Origin of the sequence: Nitratireductor sp. StC3, assembly GCF_003015025.1 — a bacterium.
GTDB lineage: Bacteria > Pseudomonadota > Alphaproteobacteria > Rhizobiales > Rhizobiaceae > Mangrovimarina > Mangrovimarina alexandrii.
The window spans coordinates 1-17,057 of the sequence record NZ_PYBP01000026.1; the positions used below are offsets into that span (position 1 = coordinate 1).

The 17,057-nt window shown below is 63.4% G+C and carries 13 protein-coding genes and 1 tRNA gene; 13 read left to right on the plus strand and 1 reads right to left on the minus strand.

Annotated features, from left to right (window positions below):
• Nucleotides 1-288 precede the first annotated feature (288 nt).
• The 9 genes from C7T96_RS23550 (at nucleotide 289) to rpoC (ending at nucleotide 12,672) form a co-directional block, all read left to right on the plus strand.
• Nucleotides 289-364, plus strand: a tRNA-Trp gene (locus C7T96_RS23550).
• 290 nt (nucleotides 365-654) lie between these two features.
• The gene (gene secE / locus C7T96_RS23555) at nucleotides 655-858 is read left to right on the plus strand and encodes a preprotein translocase subunit SecE (protein ID WP_106573701.1); all 204 of its coding nucleotides are present in this window, start codon (nucleotides 655-657) and stop codon (nucleotides 856-858) included.
• A 27-nt stretch (nucleotides 859-885) separates the two neighbouring features.
• A complete protein-coding gene (nusG, locus tag C7T96_RS23560; protein WP_106573702.1) occupies nucleotides 886-1,413 on the plus strand; it encodes a transcription termination/antitermination protein NusG in 528 nt (175 codons plus the stop codon).
• Nucleotides 1,414-1,562: 149 nt separating this feature from the next.
• Nucleotides 1,563-1,991, plus strand: a complete 429-nt coding sequence (gene rplK / locus C7T96_RS23565; protein ID WP_106573703.1) for a 50S ribosomal protein L11 — start codon at nucleotides 1,563-1,565, stop codon at nucleotides 1,989-1,991.
• Nucleotides 1,992-1,996: 5 nt separating this feature from the next.
• Complete coding sequence (gene rplA, locus C7T96_RS23570; protein ID WP_106573711.1) at nucleotides 1,997-2,698, plus strand: 50S ribosomal protein L1; 702 nt, start codon at nucleotides 1,997-1,999, stop codon at nucleotides 2,696-2,698.
• 350 nt (nucleotides 2,699-3,048) lie between these two features.
• Nucleotides 3,049-3,567, plus strand: a complete 519-nt coding sequence (rplJ, locus tag C7T96_RS23575) for a 50S ribosomal protein L10 (RefSeq protein ID WP_106573704.1) — start codon at nucleotides 3,049-3,051, stop codon at nucleotides 3,565-3,567.
• A 54-nt stretch (nucleotides 3,568-3,621) separates the two neighbouring features.
• Nucleotides 3,622-3,999: a 50S ribosomal protein L7/L12 gene (gene rplL, locus C7T96_RS23580; protein ID WP_106573705.1), complete on the plus strand. Its 378-nt coding sequence runs from the start codon at nucleotides 3,622-3,624 to the stop codon at nucleotides 3,997-3,999.
• 184 nt (nucleotides 4,000-4,183) lie between these two features.
• Nucleotides 4,184-8,320 carry a DNA-directed RNA polymerase subunit beta gene (gene rpoB / locus C7T96_RS23585; protein WP_106573706.1) on the plus strand — a complete coding sequence of 1,379 codons (4,137 nt, stop codon included), beginning with the start codon at nucleotides 4,184-4,186 and terminating at the stop codon, nucleotides 8,318-8,320.
• A gap of 152 nt (nucleotides 8,321-8,472) precedes the next feature.
• Nucleotides 8,473-12,672 carry a DNA-directed RNA polymerase subunit beta' gene (gene rpoC, locus C7T96_RS23590; RefSeq protein ID WP_106573707.1) on the plus strand — a complete coding sequence of 1,400 codons (4,200 nt, stop codon included), beginning with the start codon at nucleotides 8,473-8,475 and terminating at the stop codon, nucleotides 12,670-12,672.
• A 407-nt stretch (nucleotides 12,673-13,079) separates the two neighbouring features.
• Here rpoC and C7T96_RS23595 read toward each other — a convergent pair whose 3' ends face one another.
• The gene (locus tag C7T96_RS23595) at nucleotides 13,080-13,361 is read right to left on the minus strand and encodes a transcriptional regulator (protein WP_106573708.1); all 282 of its coding nucleotides are present in this window, start codon (nucleotides 13,359-13,361) and stop codon (nucleotides 13,080-13,082) included.
• A gap of 463 nt (nucleotides 13,362-13,824) precedes the next feature.
• Between C7T96_RS23595 and rpsL the strand changes: the two genes are divergently transcribed.
• The 4 genes from rpsL to C7T96_RS23615 all read left to right on the plus strand — a co-directional run.
• Complete coding sequence (gene rpsL, locus C7T96_RS23600; RefSeq protein ID WP_106573712.1) at nucleotides 13,825-14,196, plus strand: 30S ribosomal protein S12; 372 nt, start codon at nucleotides 13,825-13,827, stop codon at nucleotides 14,194-14,196.
• A gap of 76 nt (nucleotides 14,197-14,272) precedes the next feature.
• Entirely contained in the window at nucleotides 14,273-14,743 is a 471-nt protein-coding gene (gene rpsG, locus C7T96_RS23605; protein WP_106573709.1) for a 30S ribosomal protein S7, read from the plus strand.
• A gap of 35 nt (nucleotides 14,744-14,778) precedes the next feature.
• Nucleotides 14,779-16,869: an elongation factor G gene (gene fusA, locus C7T96_RS23610; protein WP_106573710.1), complete on the plus strand. Its 2,091-nt coding sequence runs from the start codon at nucleotides 14,779-14,781 to the stop codon at nucleotides 16,867-16,869.
• Nucleotides 16,870-16,934: 65 nt separating this feature from the next.
• On the plus strand, nucleotides 16,935-17,057 hold a 123-nt coding region (locus tag C7T96_RS23615; RefSeq protein ID WP_245414144.1), incomplete at its 3' end, for a GTP-binding protein.

Sequence of the window (17,057 nt, forward strand, 5' to 3'; positions counted from 1 at the left end):
CATCCGCGAGGGCGGGCGCACCGTGGGCGCGGGCATCGTCGCCTCGATCACCGAATAAGGCAAAACCGGTCTGGCGCGGGCGCGGCAATCCCGCCGCACCCCGCCAAACAAGGACACTATCCAGGGGCGGCCTCGCGGCCGCCCCTGATCGTTTTCGAAGTCGGCGACGGCACCGCAAGGGCGGTTTGCCGGCTGCCCGAACGAAAACGCCGCGGGGAGCGCAAAGCACCCTTTACAGACGCGGCGGAAGACCTTACGGAAGCGCTGCCGTGCGCGAACGCGGTGCCTAGGGGTATAGCTCAGTTGGTAGAGCGGCGGTCTCCAAAACCGCAGGTCGGGGGTTCGAGCCCCTCTGCCCCTGCCAGTCTCGCGCAAGGCGAAGATTATCGTGTATCGACGGGGTTGCGGGACGATTGGATGGTTCCGCCGGCGGCGACACCGGACTGAAAAGCCACTTGCATGGACCCACGTTCGGGACTATGTAGGGCCATTCAGACTCACGGTGTGCGGGGCCGGAAATGGCTTTGCGCGCCTTTATTGCATGGGCGATAGCGCTGATTCGGCAGGCGGCGTGATTGGCGATGTGCAGTTACTCCCTCGCGGGAGCATCCGAAAAGAAGTCCGGCCAACGGGCTTTGTGAAACAGAGCGGCATATGGCGTCAAAAACAACCAATCCTTTCGTTTTCCTGCAGCAGGTGCGTCAGGAAACGTCCAAGGTCACATGGCCATCCCGGCGCGAGACGACGATTTCCACGATCATGGTGCTGATCTTCGCGGTGATCGCTGCGCTGTTCTTCTTCGCCGCCGATCAGGTCCTCGCGCTTGGCGTCGAGCTGCTTCTGGATCTTGGACGATAACGACCCGCTTTATGGAGAACGCCTGACATGACCGCGCGGTGGTACATCGTCCACGCCTATTCGAATTTCGAAAAAAAGGTCGCCGAGGACATTGAGAACAAGGCCCGGCAGAAGGGCCTGGACAAGTTTGTCGAGCAGGTGGTGGTGCCGACCGAGAAGGTCGTCGAGGTTCGCCGCGGCCGCAAGGTCGATGCCGAGCGCAAGTTCTTTCCCGGCTACGTGTTGGTGCGTGCCAATCTAACCGACGCGGTGTTCTCGCTGATCAAGAACACGCCGAAAGTGACCGGCTTTCTCGGCGATTCCAAGCCGGTGCCGATCACCGATTCGGAGGCCGATCGCATTCTGCATCAGGTGCAGGAGGGCGTGGAGCGTCCCAAGCCGTCGATCACGTTCGAGATCGGCGAGCAGGTGCGGGTTTCCGACGGACCGTTCGCCTCGTTCAACGGCCACGTTCAGGAGGTGGACGAGGAGCGTTCGCGCCTCAAGGTCGAAGTGTCGATCTTCGGCCGGGCGGTGCCGGTCGATCTGGAATTCGGTCAGGTCGAAAAGGCCTGATCGGAGCATTCCGCCCCTTGCCGGGCGGGGCGGCGGGCGGTGCCCGCCACGAGCGGTGGGAGGGCAGGCGGCTTTAGCCGGTCGTCGGGTCCGCACCACCAAACTGCAGTTGCCGGCCCAGCCGGCGTGTGAACCAAGGCAGATGAGAAATGGCTAAGAAGATTGCAGGCCAGCTCAAGCTCCAGGTCCCGGCGGGATCGGCGACGCCGTCGCCCCCGATCGGACCGGCGCTCGGTCAGCGTGGCATCAACATCATGGAGTTCTGCAAGGCGTTCAACGCCCAGACCCAGGAGATGGAGAAGGGTGCGCCGATTCCGGTGGTGATCACCTACTACCAGGACAAATCCTTCAACTTCACCATGAAGACGCCGCCGGTGACGTTTTTCCTGAAGAAGGCCGCCAAGCTGAAGTCCGGCTCCAAGGAGCCCGGCAAGCAGGTCGCCGGTCAGGTGTCGCGCGACAAGGTGCGCGAGATCGCCGAAGCGAAGATGAAGGACCTCAACGCCAATGACGTCGAGGCCGCGATGCGTATGGTCGAGGGCTCCGCGCGCTCGATGGGCCTCGAAGTGGTTGGGTGAGCGAAATGGCCAAGAAAATTGCAAAGCGGATCCAGGCGACGCGCGACGGCATCGACCGGGACAAGAACTATGATCTGGCCGAGGCCGTGGGTCTTTTGAAGGAGCGCGCCACCGCCAAGTTCGACGAGACGATCGAGGTGGCGATGAATCTCGGCGTCGATCCGCGCCATGCCGACCAGATGGTCCGCGGCGTGGTCAACCTGCCGAACGGCACCGGCCGCGACGTGCGCGTCGCCGTCTTCGCCCGCGGTCCCAAGGCCGATGAGGCCAAGGAAGCCGGCGCCGACGTCATCGGCGCCGAGGATCTGGTGGAGACGGTGCAGAAGGGCGAGATCGATTTCGACCGCTGCATCGCGACCCCCGATATGATGCCGCTGGTCGGCCGTCTCGGCAAGGTGCTCGGCCCGCGCGGTATGATGCCGAACCCGAAGGTCGGCACGGTCACGATGGATGTCGCCGCCGCGGTCAAGGCCTCGAAGGGCGGCGCCGTCGAGTTCCGCGTCGAAAAGGCCGGTATCGTGCATGCGGGCGTCGGCAAGGCCTCGTTCGATGCCGACAAGATCGTGCAGAACGTGCGCGCCTTCGCTGATGCGGTGATCAAGGCGAAACCCTCGGGCGCCAAGGGCAACTACGTCAAGAAGATCGCGATCTCCTCGACGATGGGCCCCGGGCTTAAGATCGACGTCGCCTCTCTCGCCGAGGCGTGATGTGACATCCGCGGTCGGCGGCGACGCCGGCCGCGGAGGCAGAATTCCGGACCCACGGGCCCGGAATCCGGCGGCCGCAAGGCCTCCGGAAATCCTGTCCGAGATTGCAGGCGGTTTTCCTTAATCCGCTATGGGCCTGCATGAGACGGGGTCGACCGGACAAAGAGGCCGAGGCCTCGATGAAAGGTTCGAACCGTGTTTGCCTTTTGCCCGCGTGCCGGCTTCGGCCGGCGTGGTGAAAGGGGGCAGGATCCTCGAACGCCGTTCGGGTGATCCATTGTGGATGGCCCGCCCGGCAAAAGGCAACCCGACAGCCGTTCTTTGGAGCGGTTGTCAACTGGAGACAGGCAGTGGACAGAGCGGAAAAACGCGAACTTGTCACGGAACTGAACGGTGTTTTTGCGAGCGCCGGAACGGTCGTCGTGGCCCACTATGCCGGTATCACCGTCGCGCAAATGAACGATCTTCGCACGAAGATGCGGGAAGCCGGCGGTACCGTCAAAGTCGCGAAGAACCGTCTCGCCAAAATCGCCCTGAAAGGCACGCCCTCCGAGAGCATGCAGGATCTGTTCAACGGACAGACCCTGATTGCCTATTCGGACGATCCGATCGTGGCGCCGAAGGTGGCCTCCGATTTCGCCAAGGGGAATGACAAGCTCGTCATTCTCGGCGGCGCGATGGGAACGACCAATCTCGACGCTAATGCCGTGAAGGCGCTTGCGACCTTGCCGTCGCTCGACGAACTTCGCGCCAAGCTGGTGGGGATGATCTCCACGCCGGCGACCCGGATCGCGCAGGTGGTCAGCGCCCCGGCCGCGCAGGTTGCGCGCGTCGTCGGCGCCTATGCCCAGAAGGACGAGGCGGCATGAGGCCGTTCCTCGCTGTCACCCAATTGTGTTCGAACCTTGTAAGGAATTGAAAAAATGGCTGATCTCGCCAAGATCGTAGAAGACCTGTCGAGCCTGACCGTCCTCGAGGCGGCCGAGCTGTCGAAAATGCTTGAGGAAAAGTGGGGCGTGTCCGCCGCTGCCCCGGTGGCGGTCGCGGCTGCCGGCGGTGCGGGCGGCGATGCCGCACCGGTCGAGGAAAAGACCGAGTTCGACGTCGTCCTGACCGATGCCGGCGCCCAGAAGATCAACGTGATCAAGGAAGTCCGCGCCATCACCGGCCTTGGCCTCAAGGAAGCCAAGGACCTGGTCGAGAGCGCGCCCAAGCCGGTCAAGGAAGGCGTCTCCAAGGACGAGGCGGACAAGATCAAGGGTCAGCTCGAAGGCGCTGGCGCCAAGGTCGAGTTGAAGTAAGTACGCGTGTTCGGCGGGTGGACCTGGTCCGCCCGCCGGCCCCGCTTGCACGGGGATGTCGAGAACCCTTTTCCTGTGGGCCGATCGCGGCCTTCAGGAAACGGGTTTTCATCCGTTTTGATTTGCCGCGCGGAGGATTGCCCCGCGGCCCGACACGAAGCCGGCAAGGCAGCAAGGAGTGACGATGGCCCAGACCCACACCTTCAACGGCCGCAGGCGTATCCGCAAATTCTTCGGCAATATTCCCGAAGTGGCGGAAATGCCGAACCTGATCGAGGTTCAGAAGGCGTCCTACGACCAGTTCCTCATGGTCGAGGAGCCGGAAGGCGGCCGTCCCGACGAGGGATTGCAGGCGGTCTTCAAATCCGTGTTCCCGATCACGGATTTTTCCGGCGCGGCGATGCTGGAATTCGTCAATTACGAGTTCGAGGCGCCGAAATTCGATACCGAGGAGTGCCGTCAGCGCGACCTCACCTACGCCGCGCCCCTGAAGGTGACGCTGCGGCTGATCGTGTTCGACATCGACGAGGACACCGGCGCCAAGTCGATCAAGGACATCAAGGAGCAGGACGTCTATATGGGCGACATGCCGCTGATGACGTCGAACGGTACGTTCATCGTCAACGGCACAGAGCGCGTCATCGTCTCGCAGATGCATCGTTCGCCGGGCGTGTTCTTCGATCACGACAAGGGCAAGTCGCACTCTTCCGGCAAGCTGCTGTTTGCGGCGCGCGTCATTCCCTATCGCGGGTCCTGGCTGGATATCGAGTTCGATTCCAAGGACATCGTCCACGCGCGCATCGACCGTCGCCGCAAAATTCCGGCCACGTCACTGTTGATGGCGCTGGGCATGGACGGCGAGGAAATCCTGTCGACCTTCTACAACAAGCTGTCGCTCGAGCGTGACGGCGAGACCTGGCGCATTCCCTATTCCGCCGACCGCTTCCGCGGCCGCAAGACGGTTTTGGATCTGATCGACGCCGACAGCGGCGAAGTCGTGGTGGAGGCGGGCAAGAAGATCACCGCCCGCCAGGCCAAGCAGCTCGGCGAGAAAGGCCTGAAGGCGATCCGCGCCACGGAAGAGGATATTTTCGGCAGCTACCTGGCCGAGGACATCGTCAACCCGGCGACCGGCGAGATCTATCTGGAGGCCGGCGACGAGCTCGACGAAAAGACGCTCAAGGTACTCGACGAGGCCGGCGTCCAGGAGGTGCAGGTTCTCGACGTCGACCACGTCAATATCGGCGCCTATATCCGCAACACCCTCGCCGTCGACAAGAACGAGAGCCGGCAGGACGCGCTGTTCGACATCTATCGCGTCATGCGCCCGGGCGAGCCGCCGACGCTGGAAACCGCGGAGGCGATGTTCAATTCGCTGTTCTTCGATTCCGAGCGCTACGACCTGTCGGCCGTCGGCCGCGTCAAGATGAACATGCGCCTGGAGCTGGAGACGGACGATACGATGCGTGTCCTGCGCAAGGAGGACATCATCGCGGTCGTGCGCACCCTGGTCGACCTGCGCGACGGCAAGGGCGAGATCGACGACATCGACAATCTCGGCAATCGCCGGGTGCGCTCGGTCGGCGAATTGATGGAAAACCAGTACCGGGTCGGTCTTTTGCGCATGGAGCGCGCGATCAAGGAGCGCATGTCGTCGATCGAGATCGACACGGTGATGCCGCAGGATCTGATCAACGCCAAGCCGGCCGCAGCGGCCGTGCGCGAGTTTTTCGGCTCCTCGCAGCTCTCGCAGTTCATGGACCAGACCAACCCGCTGTCGGAGATCACCCACAAGCGGCGCCTGTCGGCGCTCGGACCGGGCGGCCTTACCCGCGAACGGGCGGGGTTCGAGGTGCGCGACGTTCACGTCACGCATTATGGTCGCATCTGCCCGATCGAGACGCCTGAAGGTCCGAATATCGGCCTGATCAACTCGCTCGCCACCTTCGCCCGCGTCAACAAATACGGCTTCATCGAAAGCCCGTATCGCAAGATCGTCGACGGCAAGGTGTCGGACGAGGTCGTCTATCTGTCGGCGATGGAAGAGGCCAAGCACTATGTCGCGCAGGCCAATGCCGAGCTCGACAAGGATGGCGGCTTCGTCGAGGAATTCGTCATCTGCCGCCACGCCGGCGAGGTGATGATGACCCCGCGCGACAATGTCGATCTGATGGACGTGTCGCCCAAGCAGATGGTCTCGGTCGCCGCGGCGCTGATTCCGTTCCTGGAAAACGACGATGCCAACCGCGCGCTGATGGGCTCCAACATGCAGCGCCAGGCCGTGCCGCTGGTGCGCGCCGAGGCGCCGTTCGTGGGCACCGGCATGGAGCCGATCGTGGCGCGCGATTCGGGGGCCGCCATCGGCGCCCGGCGCACCGGCATCGTCGACCAGGTCGACGCCACGCGTATTGTCATCAGGGCCACCGACGAGGTCGACGCGGCGGTTTCGGGCGTCGACATCTACCGGCTGCAGAAATTCCAGCGCTCGAACCAGAACACCTGCATCAACCAGCGTCCGCTGGTGAAGGTGGGCGACCGGATCGAAAAGGGCGACATCATCGCCGACGGCCCGTCGACCGATCTCGGCGATCTGGCGCTGGGGCGCAACGTGCTCGTCGCGTTCATGCCCTGGAACGGCTACAATTACGAGGACTCCATCCTGCTGTCGGAGCGCATCGTGCGCGACGACGTGTTCACCTCGATCCATATCGAGGAATTCGAGGTCGCCGCGCGCGACACCAAGCTCGGGCCGGAGGAGATCACCCGCGACATCCCGAACGTTTCGGAAGAGGCGCTGAAGAACCTCGACGAGGCGGGCATCGTCTATATCGGCGCCGAGGTGCAGCCGGGCGACATCCTGGTCGGCAAGATCACGCCGAAGGGCGAAAGCCCGATGACGCCGGAAGAAAAGCTGCTGCGCGCCATTTTCGGCGAAAAGGCATCGGATGTGCGCGACACCTCGATGCGGATGCCGCCCGGCACGTTCGGCACGGTGGTGGAGGTTCGCGTCTTCAACCGCCACGGCGTGGAGAAGGACGAGCGCGCGATGCAGATCGAGCGCGAGGAGATCGAACGCCTGGCCAAGGACCGCGACGACGAACAGGCGATCCTCGACCGCAACACCTATGCGCGCCTGGCCGACATGCTCGTCGGCAAGGAGCCGATCGCGGGCCCGAAGGGCTTCAAGAAGGGCTCCAAGCTGACCAAGGAAGTGCTGGACGACTATCCGCGCTCGCAATGGTGGCAGTTCGCCGTCGACGCCGAGAAGCTGCAGAGCGAACTCGAGGCGCTGCGCGGGCAGTACGACGATTCCAAGAACGCGCTCGAGCAGCGCTTCATGGACAAGGTGGAGAAGGTGCAGCGCGGCGACGAGATGCCGCCCGGCGTGATGAAGATGGTCAAGGTCTTCGTCGCGGTGAAGCGCAAGATCCAGCCCGGCGACAAGATGGCCGGCCGTCACGGCAACAAGGGCGTGGTGTCCAAGATCGTTCCGGTCGAAGACATGCCGTTCCTGGAGGACGGCACCCATGCCGATATCGTGCTCAACCCGCTCGGCGTGCCGAGCCGGATGAATGTCGGCCAGATCCTGGAGACCCATCTGGGCTGGGCCTGCGCGGGCATGGGCAACAAGATCGGGGAGATGATCGAGGCCTATAAGTCGGGCGGCGACATCAAACCGCTGCGGACCACGCTGGAAGCGATCTACCCGGACAACGACCGCAACGAACCGGTACGCCGTTACGACGACGACAGCGTGATGAGGCTCGCCGAGCAGGTCAAGCGCGGCGTCTCGATCGCCACGCCGGTCTTCGACGGCGCCCACGAGGCCAACATCAACGAGATGCTGGCCCAGGCCGGGCTTCGCGAGAGCGGCCAGTCGACGCTTTACGATGGGCGCACCGGCGAGGCGTTCGACCGGCAGGTCACGGTCGGCTACATCTACATGCTGAAGCTGCACCACCTGGTCGACGACAAGATCCACGCGCGTTCGATCGGTCCGTACTCGCTCGTCACCCAGCAGCCGCTGGGCGGCAAGGCGCAGTTCGGCGGCCAGCGCTTCGGCGAGATGGAGGTCTGGGCGCTGGAAGCCTATGGCGCGGCCTACACGCTGCAGGAGATGCTGACGGTGAAGTCGGACGACGTGGCCGGCCGCACCAAGGTCTACGAGGCGATCGTGCGCGGCGACGATACGTTCGAGGCCGGCATCCCCGAGAGCTTCAACGTGTTGGTCAAGGAAATGCGTTCGCTCGGCCTCAATGTCGAGCTGGAAAACACCCGCATCGACGAGGAACAGACCTCGTTGCCGGACGCGGCTGAGTAGAAGATTGAGCCGCCCGCTTCCCGATTGCGGGAGCGGGCGGCCGACACAAGGTCGCGGCGATGCCTATCGGCAACGCGCGACCGATCAAAAGGGGCCCCGGGCCCCGGTGGATTTCGACAAGAGGCCGACACGGTCTCGAACAGGAGCACGGCATGAACCAAGAGGTCATGAATCTCTTCAACCCGCAGGCGCCGGCGCAGACGTTTGATTCGATCCGGATCTCGCTCGCCAGCCCGGACAAGATCCTGTCCTGGTCCTTCGGTGAGATCAAAAAGCCGGAGACCATCAACTACCGCACGTTCAAGCCCGAGCGCGACGGCCTGTTCTGCGCGCGCATCTTCGGTCCGATCAAAGACTATGAGTGCTTGTGCGGCAAATATAAGCGGATGAAGTACAAGGGTATCATCTGCGAGAAATGCGGCGTCGAGGTCACGCTGTCGCGCGTGCGCCGCGAGCGCATGGGCCACATCGAACTGGCCGCGCCGGTCGCCCACATCTGGTTCCTGAAGTCGCTGCCGAGCCGGATCGGCACGCTGCTCGACATGACGCTCAAGGATATCGAGCGGGTCCTGTATTTCGAAAACTACATCGTCACCGAGCCGGGTCTGACCGACATGAAGCTGCACCAGCTTCTGTCGGAGGAAGACTACATGGTCGCCGTCGACAATTACGGCGAGGACGCCTTCACCGCGATGATCGGCGCCGAGGCGATTCATGAGCTGTTGAGCTCGCTCGACCTGGAGAAGGTCGCGGTCGATCTGCGTGAAGAACTCGCCACGACGACCTCCGAGCTGAAGCAGAAGAAGCTGCTCAAGCGCCTCAAGGTGGTCGAGAACTTCATCGAGTCTGGCAACCGTCCGGAATGGATGATCATGAAGATCATCCCGGTGATCCCGCCGGACCTGCGCCCGCTGGTGCCGCTCGACGGCGGCCGTTTCGCCACCTCGGACCTGAACGATCTCTATCGCCGCGTCATCAACCGCAACAATCGTCTCAAGCGGCTGATCGAACTGCGCGCGCCCGGTATCATCATCCGCAACGAAAAGCGCATGCTGCAGGAGGCCGTGGACGCGCTGTTCGACAATGGCCGCCGCGGCCGCGTCATCACCGGCGCCAACAAGCGTCCGCTGAAGTCGCTGTCGGACATGCTGAAGGGCAAGCAGGGCCGCTTCCGCCAGAACCTGCTCGGCAAGCGCGTCGACTATTCCGGCCGTTCCGTGATCGTGACCGGTCCGGAGCTGAAGCTGCACCAATGCGGCCTGCCGAAGAAGATGGCGCTCGAGCTGTTCAAGCCGTTCATCTACGCCCGTCTCGACGCCAAGGGCTTTTCCTCGACGGTCAAGCAGTCGAAAAAGCTGGTCGAGAAGGAAAAGCCGGAAGTCTGGGATATTCTCGACGAGGTGATCCGCGAGCATCCGGTGCTGCTCAACCGCGCGCCGACGCTGCACCGCCTCGGCATCCAGGCTTTCGAGCCGGTGCTGATCGAGGGCAAGGCGATCCAGCTTCACCCGCTGGTGTGTACCGCCTTCAACGCCGATTTCGACGGCGACCAGATGGCGGTGCACGTGCCGCTGTCGCTGGAAGCGCAGCTCGAGGCGCGCGTCCTGATGATGTCGACCAACAACATCCTGCACCCTGCCAACGGCGCGCCGATCATCGTGCCGTCGCAGGACATGGTGCTCGGTCTCTACTATCTGTCGATCGTCAACGAGAACGAGCCGGGCGAGGGCATGGTGTTCGCCGACATGGGCGAGCTGCACCACGCGCTCGAGACCAAGGCGGTGACGCTGCACACCAAGATCAAGGGGCGCTTCAAGACGGTCGATGCCGACAACAACCCGGTCTCGCAGATCCACGACACCACGCCTGGGCGCATGATCATCGGCGAGCTCCTGCCGAAGAACGTCAACGTGCCCTACGATATCTGCAACCAGGAGATGACCAAGAAGAACATCTCGCGCATGATCGACACGGTCTATCGCCATTGCGGCCAGAAGGAGACGGTGATCTTCTGCGACCGGATCATGGCGCTCGGCTTCGGCCATGCCTGCCGCGCCGGCATCTCGTTCGGCAAGGACGACATGGTCATTCCAGACACCAAGCACAAGCTGGTCGGCGAGACCGAGGCGCTGGCGAAGGAATATGAGCAGCAGTACAATGATGGCCTGATCACCCAGGGCGAAAAGTACAACAAGGTCGTCGATGCCTGGGCGAAATGTTCCGAAAAGGTCGCCGACGAGATGATGGGCCGCATCAAGGCGGTCGAGTTCCTGGACAACGGCCGCCAGAAGCCGATGAACTCGATCTACATGATGTCGCATTCGGGCGCGCGCGGCTCGCCGACCCAGATGCGCCAGCTCGCCGGCATGCGCGGCCTGATGGCCAAGCCGTCGGGCGAAATTATCGAAACGCCGATCATCTCCAACTTCAAGGAAGGCCTGACCGTGCTGGAGTATTTCAACTCCACCCACGGCGCGCGCAAGGGCCTGGCCGACACCGCCTTGAAGACGGCGAACTCGGGCTATCTGACGCGGCGTCTGGTCGACGTGGCGCAGGATTGCATCGTCAATGCGGAAGACTGCGGCACCGACAAGGGCCTGACCATGCAGCCGATCGTGGATGCGGGCCAGGTCGTGGCCTCGCTCGGCCAACGCGTCCTCGGTCGCACCGCGCTCGAAGACATCAACCACCCCGTCACCGGCGACGTGCTCGTCAAGGCGGGCACGCTGATGGACGAGCGCGACGTCGAACGGATCGAAAAGGCCGGCGTGCAGTCGGTGCGCATCCGCTCCGCGCTCACCTGCGACGTCAAGGTCGGTGTCTGCGCGGTCTGCTACGGGCGCGATCTCGCCCGCGGCACGCCCGTCAACATGGGCGAGGCGGTCGGCGTCATCGCGGCGCAGTCGATCGGCGAGCCGGGTACGCAGTTGACCATGCGCACCTTCCACATGGGCGGCACCGCGCAGGTGGTCGACTCCTCCTTCCTGGAAGCGTCCTATGAAGGCAAGGTGCAGATCCGCAATCGCAACGTTGTGCGCAACTCCGACGGCCATCTGGTCGTCATGGGCCGCAACATGGCGGTGGTCATCCTCGACGAGGCCGACAAGGAACGCGCCGTCCACAGGGTCACCTACGGATCGCGCATCTTCGTCGACGACGGCGACAAGGTGAAGCGCGGCCAGCGTATCGCCGAGTGGGATCCCTACACAAGGCCGATCATGACCGAGATCGAAGGCACGGTCGCCTTCGAGGATCTGGTCGACGGCATGTCCGTGCAGGAGGCCACCGACGAATCGACCGGCATCACCAAGCGCGAGGTCATCGACTGGCGGTCGACCCCGCGCGGCGCCGATCTCAAGCCGGCGATCACCATCATGGATGCCAAGGGCAAGATCGGCAAATTCTCCAAGGGTGGTGACGCCCGGGTGATGCTGTCGGTCGAGACGGTGCTGTCGGTTGAGCCGGGCGCGCAGGTCAAGCCGGGCGACGTCCTGGCTCGTATTCCGATGGAAAGCGCCAAGACCAAGGACATCACCGGCGGTCTGCCGCGGGTGGCCGAACTGTTCGAGGCCCGTCGGCCGAAGGACCACGCCATCATCGCCGAGATCGACGGTACGGTGCGGTTCGGGCGCGACTACAAGAACAAGCGCCGGATCGTCATCGAGCCGCACGAGGAGGGCGGCGATCCGGTCGAGTACCTGATCCCGAAGGGCAAGCCGTTCCACCTCCAGGACGGCGACAGCATCGAGAAGGGCGACTACATTCTCGACGGTAACCCGGCGCCGCACGACATCCTCGCCATCAGGGGCGTGGAGGCGCTCGCGTCCTATCTGGTCAACGAGATCCAGGAGGTCTACCGGCTCCAGGGCGTGCTGATCAACGACAAGCACATCGAGGTGATCGTGCGGCAGATGCTGCAGAAGATCGAGATCACCGAGCAGGGCGATTCGGTCTACATCCCCGGCGATCACGTCGATTCGATCGAATTCGACGAGATCAACGAGCGCCTGGTCGAGGACGGCAAGAAGCCCGCCAAGGGCCAGCCGGTGCTGCTCGGCATCACCAAGGCGTCGCTGCAGACGCCGTCCTTCATCTCCGCCGCCTCCTTCCAGGAGACGACGCGGGTGCTGACGGAAGCGGCGGTCGCCGGCAAGACCGACACGCTGCAGGGCCTGAAGGAGAACGTCATTGTCGGCCGCCTGATCCCGGCCGGCACCGGCGGCGTGATGAGCCAGATCCGGCGCATCGCCGTCCAGCGCGACGACCTGATCCTCGACGAGCGCCGCAAGGCGTCCGGTGCGGAGATGGCCGAGCCGATGCTGGCCGACATGTCCCCGCAAAACGCCGAATAAAAGGCGCGGGATCGCCGACATTTTAGGCAGCCGGTCCGTGCGGCCGTTGTGAACACCGAGTGGAGGCCCCGGGATGACCGGGGCCTCTTTGGATTCAGGCGGCGGGTTTTGTGTTGGCGTCTCGTGGCGGCGGCGCTCGCTTGGGGGCAGGGCGGAGGGTGAAAAACCTCACATACGCCTCATGGACAAGCCGCTTAGATGAGGCTGCGGCAATCGATCGGGTCCATGACCTCCCAGCCGCGCTTTGGGCCGCCCGGTTATTTGCCCCACCGGGCGGCTCTTTTCGTTTTCGTCACGCCGGCGCGCACAGGCTTGCCACCGGGACCTGGGGTGCGACCAGTATCGAGCGCGAGGGCCGTCGCCGAAAGCCGGCAGCGACGATGGTTCGTGTCGGCGGCAGGGTTTCTTCAGAACGGTTCGTCGAAGGTGACGATCGAGATCTCGCCCGACAAGGCGCCCTCATAGGCCGATAGATGCGGTTCGTCGTCGGGCACGCCGTCCATGTCGCCGATGCGATCGAGCTCGGCCTCGACGTAACCCTCGCGCGCCAGCGCTTCCAACGCCGAGCGCACGGCGGTGTCGTCGTCGGGGGCGACCAGCAATACATGCACGCCGAGCGGGTCGCTTCCCTTCCGTTCCCAGACCCGGCCGGTGATGATGGTGACGGGCTGGTTGTCGTTGTCCTGCATGAGGTGATTCCCTTTATGCGCCCCGTGCGGGTCGAATCGGGTGAATGATGGCCGTTGTGGCATGTTCGCAGGCGGCGCGACAGGCCGCCCCCGGTTCGATCCGCAGGATAGCCGGGGTGATTGCGACATAAAATTGCGCGACCGGCGCCGCGCGGCGGTTTCGGTGCGATTTATCGGCCCGCGGGGTTGACGATTCGGCGGCTTGGGCGTATTAGCCGCCTCGTCTGAGCCGATGTGAGACTTGGCCTTTCGGGACGACGCGTCCTGAAGTTCGTCTCAAACAGGGTTCGTTCTACGAGCGACGACATATCCGGCGCGCATGAGGCGGGGCTCCCGCTTCCTCTGCTTTTTTGTTCGGGCAAGCCGCTGGGCGGCGTTTTGCCCGGCTTTGCGTATGGAAAAGGCGCTGCGAGCGGCCCGATGACGGCCTGAAGACACGGAATTGGAAGAGAAGGAAGGTTTGATGCCTACCGTAAACCAGCTGATCCGCAAGCCGCGCATTGCGCCGGTGAAGCGCAATAAGGTTCCGGCCATGCAGCAGAACCCGCAAAAGCGCGGTGTCTGCACGCGCGTCTACACCACGACGCCGAAGAAGCCGAACTCAGCGCTGCGCAAGGTTGCGAAGATCCGCCTCGTCAATGGCTTCGAGGTGATCGGCTATATTCCCGGCGAGGGGCACAATCTTCAGGAGCACTCGGTGGTCATGATCCGTGGTGGTCGCGTGAAGGACCTTCCCGGCGTGCGTTACCACATCATCCGCGGCGTGCTCGACACGCAGGGCGTGAAGAACCGCAAGCAGCGTCGTTCCAAATACGGTGCCAAGCGTCCGAAGTGACCTGAGCGAAGGTCGGTCCGGGCGGCGCGATGCGGCGATCCGGGGTTGGGCCTGCCAGTTTTGAGGCTGAGAAAAGATGTCCCGTCGTCACAGAGCAGAAAAGCGTGAGATCAACCCGGATCCGAAGTTCGGCGATCTGGTTGTTACCAAGTTCATGAACGCGATCATGTTGCACGGCAAAAAGTCGATCGCCGAGACCATCGTCTACGGCGCCATGCAGCAGATCGAAGACAAGACCAAGCAGGAGCCGGTCGGCGTGTTCCATCAGGCGCTCGACAATGTCGCGCCGCATGTCGAGGTCCGCTCGCGCCGCGTCGGTGGCGCCACCTATCAGGTGCCGGTCGATGTGCGCCCGGAGCGTCGCCAGGCGTTGGCCATTCGCTGGCTGATCGGCGCCGCGCGCGGCCGCAACGAGACCACGATGGTCGACCGGCTTTCCGGCGAGTTGCTGGATGCCGCCAACAATCGCGGCTCTGCCGTCAAGAAGCGCGAAGACACGCATCGCATGGCCGAGGCCAACCGCGCCTTCGCCCATTATCGCTGGTAAGCGGCAGAGCGGACAGACGAGCGAAAGGCACGAAGATGGCCCGCGAATATAAAATCGACGACTACCGCAATTTCGGCATCATGGCGCATATCGACGCCGGCAAGACGACGATGACCGAGCGGATTCTGTTCTATACGGGCAAGAGCCACAAGATGGGCGAGACGCATGACGGCGCCTCGACCATGGACTGGATGGAGCAGGAGCAGGAGCGCGGCATCACCATTACGTCGGCCGCGACGACGACCTTCTGGCAGGGGCGCGACGGCAAGAAGCGTCGCTTCAACATTATCGACACGCCCGGGCACGTCGACTTCACGATCGAGGTCGAGCGTTCGCTGCGCGTGCTCGACGGCGCGATCGCGCTGCTCGACGCCAATGCCGGCGTGGAGCCGCAGACCGAGACGGTGTGGCGCCAGGCCGACAAATATCATGTGCCGCGCATGATCTTCTGCAACAAGATGGACAAGATCGGCGCCGACTTCTTTCGGTCGGTCGAGATGGTCAAGTCGCGCCTCGGCGCGACGCCGGTGGTCATGCAGTTGCCGATCGGCGCGGAGAGCGATTTCGCCGGCGTCGTCGATCTGATCGAGATGAAGGCGCTGGTCTGGAAGTCGGAAAATCTCGGTGCCGAGTGGGACGTTCTGGATGTTCCCGCCGATATGCAGGCGCAGGCCGAGGAATATCGCGAGAAGCTGATCGAGACCGCCGTCGAGATGGACGAGGCCGCGCTCGAGGCGTATCTGGAAGGCGAGGTTCCGTCCAACGATGAACTGCGCCGCCTGATCCGTCTGGGCACGGTCGGGGTCAAGTTCTTCCCGATGTTCTGTGGCACGGCGTTCAAGAACAAGGGCGTTCAGCCGTTGCTCGACGCCGTCGTCGACTTCCTGCCGTCGCCGGTGGAAGTGCCGGCCATTAAGGGCGTCGATCCGAAGACCGAGCAGGAGACCGAGCGCAAGTCGTCCGACGACGAGCCGCTGTCGATGCTGGCCTTCAAGATCATGAACGATCCGTTCGTCGGCTCGCTCACCTTCTGCCGCATCTATTCCGGCGTGGTGAAGAAGGGCGTCGGCCTGGAAAATACGGTCAAGGGCAAGCGCGAGCGCATCGGTCGCATGCTGCAGATGCATTCGAATTCGCGCGAGGACATCGACGAGGCGTTCGCCGGCGACATTGTCGCGCTGGCCGGTCTCAAGGAAACGACCACGGGCGACACGCTTTGCGATCCGCTTAAGCCGGTCGTCCTGGAGCGTATGGAGTTCCCCGACCCGGTGATCCAGATCGCGATCGAGCCCAAGACCAAGGGCGATCAGGAAAAGATGGGCATGGCGCTCAACCGGCTCGCGGCAGAGGATCCGTCCTTCCGTGTGCGCACGGACGAGGAATCCGGCCAGACCATCATCGCCGGCATGGGCGAGTTGCATCTCGACATTCTGGTCGACCGCATGAAGCGCGAGTTCAAGGTCGAGGCCAATGTCGGCGCGCCGCAGGTCGCCTACCGCGAAACCATCACCAAGGTCGCCGAGATCGACTACACCCACAAGAAGCAGTCGGGTGGTTCGGGTCAGTTCGCCCGCGTCAAGATCGTGTTCGAGCCGAACCCCGAGGGCGAGGATTTCGTATTCGAATCCAAGATCGTCGGTGGCGCGGTGCCGAAGGAATACGTTCCCGGCGTCCAGAAGGGCATCGAGAGCGTGTTGTCCTCGGGCCCGGTGGCCGGCTTCCCGATGCTGGGCGTCAAGGCGACCCTGATCGACGGCGCCTACCACGACGTCGACTCCTCGGTGCTCGCCTTCGAGATCGCCTCGCGCGCCGCCTTCCGTGAAGGTGCGCAGAAGGCCGGCGCGCAGCTTCTGGAGCCGATCATGAAGGTCGAGGTCGTGACGCCGGAAGATTATGTCGGCGACGTGATCGGCGATCTGAACTCGCGGCGCGGTCAGATCCAGGGCACGGAAGCCCGCGGCATCGCCACCGTGATCAACGCGATGGTGCCGTTGGCCAACATGTTCAAATATGTCGACAATCTGCGCTCGATGTCTCAGGGCCGTGCCCAGTACACGATGCTGTTTGATCATTACGAGCCTGTCCCGACCGCGGTCGCCCAGGAAATTCAGAAAAAGTACGCGTAGTCCCGAGGGATTGACGTCGAAGTCAACAATGCCCGCGAGCGGGTGGAAGGAAATGGAGAAGTCACATGGCAAAAGGTAAATTCGAGCGTAATAAGCCTCATGTGAACATTGGCACGATTGGTCACGTTGACCACGGCAAGACGTCGTTGACGGCGGCGATCACGAAGTTTTTCGGCGAGTTCAAGGCG